We start from the raw sequence: 6868 nt of genomic DNA, 5'->3' as shown, positions 1-6868 counted from the left end.
AAAAGGCAGGCAAGGCAACCCTTTTCGGGCTGCCCTGCCTGTCTTTTTTTCTTTGGCCTATTTTGCAACAGGCCCTTCTTACATATATCACTTGCGTTTTTCTTTCTGGTATAGTATATTAGTATTTGCTTAATTACTTAATTATTGAAGGAGGACGAGATATGGCGTCCAAGCGTTATGCCGCCGTTGGGCCCCACTGTGTGGCCTGCGGCTGTTGCGTCAAGGTGTGTCCGCTGTCGGCCATTTCCATTTGGAAGGGCGTGACCGCCCAGGTGGACCGGGACAGGTGCGTGGGCTGCGGCAAGTGTGAGAAGGAGTGCCCGGCAGGTACCATTGAGCTGAGAGCGAGGGATGTAGGGGTATGAAGCAGAAAAAGCACTGGTATGACTATCTGTGGATCGTCACTCCCCTCTATCTGGGGCTTGGGTTCTTCAACATTCTGTTTGCCTGGCTGGGTATGATCTTTTTCTGCCTGCCCTTGCTGATCTCCATCTTTGGAGGCAGTAAGCTGTACTGTAACCGCTACTGCGACCGGGGGCAGTTTCTCAGTCTGCTGGGAAGCGGTCTGAAACTCTCCCGCAACCGGCCCACCCCCCGATGGATGCGCTCCAAAGCCTTCCGCTATGGGTTTCTCATCTTTTTCTTTCTTATGTTCTTTCAGATGCTCTTTACCACCTATCTGGTAGGGGCTGGTGCCCGGGATATCGGGGAGTTTGTCAAGCTGTTCTGGACCTTCCGGGTCCCCTGGCACTGGGCCTATCACGGTACCCTGTTTGCTCCCTGGGTAGCACAGTTCGCCTTCGGCTTTTACTCCATCATGCTCACCTCCACCCTGATTGGACTCATTGTTATGGTTCTGTTCAAACCCCGGAGCTGGTGTGTGTTCTGTCCCATGGGCACCATGACCCAATTGATCTGCACACTGCGGGCAGGTAAACCGCCGGTAGATGAGAATTGCGGCGGCAGCTGCTCGTCTTGCTCCGGCTGCCAGTCGTGAGGTGGACTTTATGGACGAACAGTTACAGAGAAAGGCCAGAGATATTGCTGCTCTGATGGCACAGCTGGCCAACGAGCACCGTCTGCTCCTTCTGTGCGCTCTGCTGGATGGTCCCCAGACGGTGGGGAAGCTGGGGGAGAAGGTACCTAACATTTCCGCCCCCGCCCTGTCCCAACACCTCCACAGACTGAGAGACGGAGGTTTGATCCAGGCGGAGAAACAGGGGCAGTATATGATCTACTCCATTCGGGATCATCGTCTTCAGGCTTTAATAGAAGTATTGAAGCAGCAATATTGTGAGCAATAGGGCACAATTCAGCGGAGTTCCAGCAGGAACTCCGCTGAATTTGTTTGATAAACCCTATAATCCTGTAGAACTTATTTTGTTAAAATGCTAAAAACCCTATTGACATATCGGGCTTTTATATGTTAGGATGACCATACTAAGTAATGAGTCTCATTATTGAATAAGATAGACAAGGAGGATATTGCCATGCTGTTCAAGACCACAGAGCAACACGAAGCCCTGCGGGCTCAAATCCGTGCCTTTGCCGAAGCAGAGGTCAAGCCCCAGGCCTTTTTGATGGACAAGGAGAATCTGTTCCCCGAAGAGGCCATCAAAAAGCTGGGGGAGATGGGGCTGATGGGTATTCCCTATCCCAAGGAGTATGGCGGCGCCGGGCTGGACGCCCTGAGTTATGCCATCGCTGTGGAAGAGCTGTCCCGGGTAGACGGCGGCACCGGCGTCATTCTGTCGGCCCATGTGTCCCTTGGCTCCTGGCCCATCTTTGCCTACGGCACCGAGGAGCAGAAGCAGAAATATCTGGTCCCTCTGGCCAAGGGTGAGAAGATCGGCGCCTTCGGCCTGACCGAGCCCAATGCCGGTTCCGACGCCGGCGGCACCGAGACCACCGCCGTGGACAAGGGTGACCACTGGCTGCTCAACGGCGGCAAGATTTTCATTACCAACGCCCCCAAGGCGGACACCTATGTGGTCTTCGCGGTCACCACGCCCGATATCGGTACCCGTGGCATTTCCGCCTTTATCGTAGAGAAGGGGTGGGAGGGCTTTACCTTCGGTGACCACTATGACAAGATGGGTATCCGTTCCTCTTCCACCGCCGAACTCATTTTCAACGATGTAAAAGTACCCAAGGAGAACTTGCTGGGTAAGGAAGGCCAGGGCTTCAAGATCGCCATGTCCACTCTGGACGGCGGGCGCATCGGCATCGCGGCCCAGGCTCTGGGCATCGCCCAGGGGGCCTATGAGGCCGCCGTGGAGTACGCCAAGGAGCGAGTCCAGTTCGGCAAGCCCATCGGCTTCAACCAGTCCATCGGCTTTAAGCTGGCCGATATGGCCACCAAGATCCGCTGTGCCCGGATGCTGGTATACTCTGCCGCCGACCTGAAGGAGCACCACGAGCCCTACGGCACCGAGTCGGCCATGGCAAAGATGTACGCCTCCGATATCGCCCTGGAGGTTACCAACGACGCGGTGCAGATCTTTGGCGGTACCGGCTTCCTGAAGGGCATGGACGTGGAGCGGATGTACCGGGACGCCAAGATCACTACCATCTACGAGGGCACCAACGAGATCCAGCGGGTGGTCATCTCGGCCGCCATCATGGGCAAGCCCCCCAAGAGCGAGGGCGGTTCCTCCAGCCGGCCCAAGAAGCCCGCGCCCATCACCGGTGTGCGCAAGCGTATCCTGCTGAAAGAGGGGAGTGCCACCGATCAGGTCAACGCTTTGGTGGAACACCTGAAGAAGGACGGCCACGACTTTACCGTAGGCATCCCCATGGATACTCCCATCAGCCAGGCAGAGCGTGTGGTTTCCGCCGGTCAGGGCATTGGGGATAAGAAGAATATGAAGCTGGTGGAGGCTCTGGCCAAAGCCGCCGGCGCCGCCGTGGGTTCCTCCCGTCCGGTGGCCGAGACTTTGAAGTATGTGCCCCTGGACCGATATGTGGGTATGTCCGGCCAGAAGTTCAAGGGCAATCTGTACATCGCCTGCGGCATCTCGGGCGCAATCCAGCACCTGAAGGGCATTAAGGACGCCTCTACCATTGTGGCCATCAACAAGAACGGCAACGCCCCCATCTTCAAGAACTGCGATTACGGCATTGTGGGGGATGTAAATGAGATCCTGCCCCTGCTCACCGCCGCTCTGGACACCGGAGAGAAGCAGCCCGCGCCTCCCATGGTGAAGATGAAGCGCCCCGCGCCTCCCAAGCCTGAGCCCATCGGCAAGCGGTATGTGTGTGGCGGCTGCGGCTACGAGTATGTCCCCGAGCTGGGCGACCCCGATGCGGAAGTGGCTCCCGGCACCCTGTTTGAGAACCTGCCCGAGGAGTGGGTGTGCCCCGAGTGCGCCGAGGGCAAGGATATGTTTATTGAGGCCTGAGTGCGTAGGCGTGCGCAGCAGGGCCACAGTGAGCCGCGCAGACGAAAAAACAGGCGACGCCCGGCGGGCGGAGCGGCATTTTTCGCGGAGCGGGGAACAGTGGGCCGTAGCGGAGCCGCCGGAGCATGACAACATCGTGCGCGGAGACGCGCAACCATATAGAAGGAGGGAATACCATGTATTGTGTCCGCAATGTGACAGAAGATCTGTACTGGGTCGGGGCCAACGACCACCGGCTCCACCTGTTTGAAAACATCCATCCCATTCCCCGGGGTGTAAGCTACAACGCCTATCTGCTGCTGGACGAAAAGACCGTCCTCTTTGATACGGTGGATTGGTCGGTATGCCGCCAGCTGCTGGAGAATGTGGAGTATCTGCTGGGGGAGCGGTCCCTGGATTACCTGGTCATCAACCACATGGAGCCTGACCACGGAGCCTCTATCGAAGAGATCCTGCTGCGCTGGCCCCAGGTAAAGATTATTTCCACCGAAAAGGCATTTCTCTTTATGCACCAGTTCGGTTTCCAGGTGGACGGCCACGAGCTGATCGAGGTGAAGGAAGGAGACAGCTTCTCCTTTGGCAAGCACAACGTCACCTTTGTGGCCGCTCCCATGGTCCACTGGCCGGAAGCGATGGTCACCTTTGATACCACCAATGGCGTGCTCTTCTCCGCCGACGCCTTCGGCTCCTTTGGAGCCCTGGACGGCAAGCTCTTTGCCGATGAGGTCAACTTTGACCGGGATTGGATCGACGACGCCCGGCGCTACCTCACCAACATTGTGGGCAAGTACGGCCCCCACATCCAGCTGCTGTTGAAGAAGGCCGGCGGCATCCTGGACCAGATCAAGTACATCTGCCCCCTCCACGGTCCCGTATGGCGGAAGGATCTGGGCTACTTCATTGATAAGTATGACAAGTGGAGCCGCTACGAGCCGGAGGAGAAGGGCGTACTGATCGCCTATGCCTCCATGTACGGCAATACTGAGGCCGCCGCTCAGGCTCTGGCCGCCAAGCTGTGTGAGAAGGGCGTCACCAATGTGTGGGTGTACGATGTGTCCAACACCCATGTGTCCTACCTGGTCAGCGAGTCCTTCCGGCTGAGCCACATTGTGCTGGCCAGCGTCACCTATAATCTGGGCATTTATCCGGTGATGCATGACTATCTGATGCATTTGAAGGGCCTGAATCTGCAAAATCGCACCTTTGCCCTCATTGAGAACGGCTCCTGGGCGCCCAAGTCCGGGGACCTGATGCAGAAGTTCATCGAGGACGAGATGAAGAACATGACGGTGCTGGGGGACCGCCTCTCTGTGGCCTCCGCCCTCCATCCCGACAAGGCCTCCGAGCTGGAGTCTCTGGCCAACTCCATTGTGGAATCCATGCAGTAAACCGCTAACGGCGGGAGATCCGACTTTTTGTCGGATCTCCCGCTATTTTTACCGCTAACTGGCGAATATGACAATTTCCCGTGTTGACAAGTCGCTGATTTTATGCAATTATTTTGTTAGCACCGGAACCATTTACAATCTACGCAAGGGAAGGGAGGGCAGTTTCTTTTCACGGTATCCGTACTTCAAACAAAAAAGGAGATGTGTACGACCATGAAAAAGTCCGTTCGCATCCTGTCCATGGCGCTGACGGGCACGCTGCTGCTGAGTACCAGCGCGCTGGCCTGCACCGGCGTTTATGTGGGCAAGGACGTCAGCGATCAGGGGACCTACATCATCGCGCGCAGCGAGGACCAAAGCCAGGGTGACTACAATAAAATGTTTCTGGTACAGCCCCGGGTAGAGAACGTACCCGGCCGCTATATCGAGGATACCGCCACCGGCTTCAAGATCCCGCTGCCTGATACCACCTACAAGTACACCTATGTGCCTGACTACACCCGGGGAGACGACGGCATGTACCCCGGCTCCTGTACCAATGAGTACGGCGTGAGCATTTCCGCCACCGTGTCCACCTCTACCTGCGCGGCTTGGGAGGAGGCCGATCCCTTTGTGGAACCCGGTCTTCGTGAAGCCATTTTGGCCGCCGCTGTAGCCGCCGTGTCTACCAATGCCCGGGAGGCTGTGGATGTGCTGACGGGCTATGTGGATCAGTATGGCTCGGAAGAGGGTAATACCGTTATGATCACCGACCAGAGCGAAGCCTGGATCGTGGAGATCTACGGTGGACACCAGTACTGTGCCATGAAGATGCCTGATGATAAGGTGGCGGTGTTCGGCAACCAGAACATGATCGGCCTGGTGGACCCCAAAGCCACTCCCGAGGATGGCTACATCTACTCAGATGGTCTGTTCGCTCTTATTGACCAGCTTGGTCTGGCTGTAAAGGAGGGGGAGCTCTATCACCTGGCCAAATCGGTGACCAACAACACCCGGGAAGACTATAACAATATGCGCAACTGGGCGGGCATGACGATCCTGGCCCCCTCGCAGGCGGGGGAGTACGACACCAATACCTTCTACCCGCTGTTCTACAGCCCCGACGAGAAGGTAAGCGTCCTTACCGTCATGGACATCTACCGCAACCGCTATGAGGGTACCCCTCTGGATGTGACTCTGCCCGGTCAGGAGGAAAACCGGGTCATCGGCACGGAGCGTTCCTCCCAAATTCATATCCTCCAAACCTTCCCGGACTGGCCGGCCTATTGCTCCAGCATTGACTGGCTGGCCCTGGGTAACGCGGAGCACTCTGTATTCATTCCGTTCTTCTCCGGTATCACGGATACCGCGGCCGCCTACCAGGTGGACGGAGATACTTATGATCCCGCCGGAGCCTTCTGGATGTTCAAACGGATTTGTACCATCGCAGAACAGAACCGTACCCTGTACGGGCAGGGCGTCAAGGACTTCTGGAAGCAGCAAGAGGAACGGATGTATCAGACCATGCTGGAGGAAGCTCCCGTCATGCTGGCCAAATACCAGGAGAGCCGGGAGGCTGGAGACGCCTATGTGACCCAGCTGGGCATTCAGATGTCTGAGTATGAGATGAAACTGTCTGATAACCTGTATGCCAAACTGCTCACTACCATGATGCATAATACCGGCTTGGCTGCGGGGAAGGCCCCTACCCAGTTCCTGCCCGACGTACCGCTGCGGGACGCAGCTGAAGCCAAGGGTTATACCGTTACCTGGAACAGCGCCGACGGTTCCACCACCTTGACCAAGGAAAACGTCTCCTATACTGTGACTCCCGAAAGTTACATCTGCAAGGTGTCCGGTGGGGAAGACCTGGAGCTGACCCACTACTGCTACACCAAGGATGGTCTGACCTACATTCCCATGGACTTTGCCAACCGTCTTTAAGCATCTGGTATGGATTCATCCGTAACACCTTATCATTCCATGAAAAATGGCCGCCATTGGCGGCCATTTTTCATGGAATCCAGCCTGTCGAGAAACCCGGTTTATGCATCAAGTATAAGCCGGGTTTCTGGCGTATAGAGGCCAAAGAAGTACAAG

The 6868-nt window shown here is 56.6% G+C and carries 6 protein-coding genes; all 6 read left to right on the top strand.

Going from position 1 to position 6868, the window contains the following annotated elements:
* Positions 1-161 precede the first annotated feature (161 nt).
* The 6 genes from Q0J75_RS12210 to Q0J75_RS12185 all read left to right on the top strand — a co-directional run bounded on the left by Q0J75_RS12210 (position 162) and on the right by Q0J75_RS12185 (position 6712).
* Positions 162-365 carry a 4Fe-4S binding protein gene (locus Q0J75_RS12210; RefSeq protein WP_297201739.1) on the top strand — a complete coding sequence of 68 codons (204 nt, stop codon included), beginning with the start codon at positions 162-164 and terminating at the stop codon, positions 363-365.
* Positions 362-997, top strand: coding sequence for a 4Fe-4S binding protein (locus Q0J75_RS12205; RefSeq protein ID WP_297201733.1), 636 nt, complete (start codon positions 362-364; stop codon positions 995-997). Before Q0J75_RS12210 ends, Q0J75_RS12205 begins: the two co-directional genes overlap by 4 nt.
* 10 nt (positions 998-1007) lie before the next feature.
* A complete protein-coding gene (locus tag Q0J75_RS12200; protein ID WP_297201730.1) occupies positions 1008-1304 on the top strand; it encodes an ArsR/SmtB family transcription factor in 297 nt (98 codons plus the stop codon).
* A 186-nt stretch (positions 1305-1490) separates the two neighbouring features.
* Positions 1491-3401 (top strand): acyl-CoA dehydrogenase family protein, encoded by a 1911-nt coding sequence (locus Q0J75_RS12195; RefSeq protein ID WP_297201728.1) that lies wholly within the window; start codon positions 1491-1493, stop codon positions 3399-3401.
* A gap of 176 nt (positions 3402-3577) precedes the next feature.
* Positions 3578-4789 carry an FprA family A-type flavoprotein gene (locus Q0J75_RS12190; protein ID WP_297201725.1) on the top strand — a complete coding sequence of 404 codons (1212 nt, stop codon included), beginning with the start codon at positions 3578-3580 and terminating at the stop codon, positions 4787-4789.
* Positions 4790-5002: 213 nt separating this feature from the next.
* Positions 5003-6712 carry a C69 family dipeptidase gene (locus Q0J75_RS12185; protein ID WP_297201722.1) on the top strand — a complete coding sequence of 570 codons (1710 nt, stop codon included), beginning with the start codon at positions 5003-5005 and terminating at the stop codon, positions 6710-6712.
* The last annotated feature ends 156 nt before the right edge of the window (positions 6713-6868 follow it).

It is taken from the genome of uncultured Flavonifractor sp. (assembly GCF_944385615.1).
Lineage (GTDB): Bacteria > Bacillota > Clostridia > Oscillospirales > Oscillospiraceae > Flavonifractor.
Note: the sequence above shows the minus strand (reverse complement) of the source record. Positions and strands in the feature narration are given on the sequence as shown.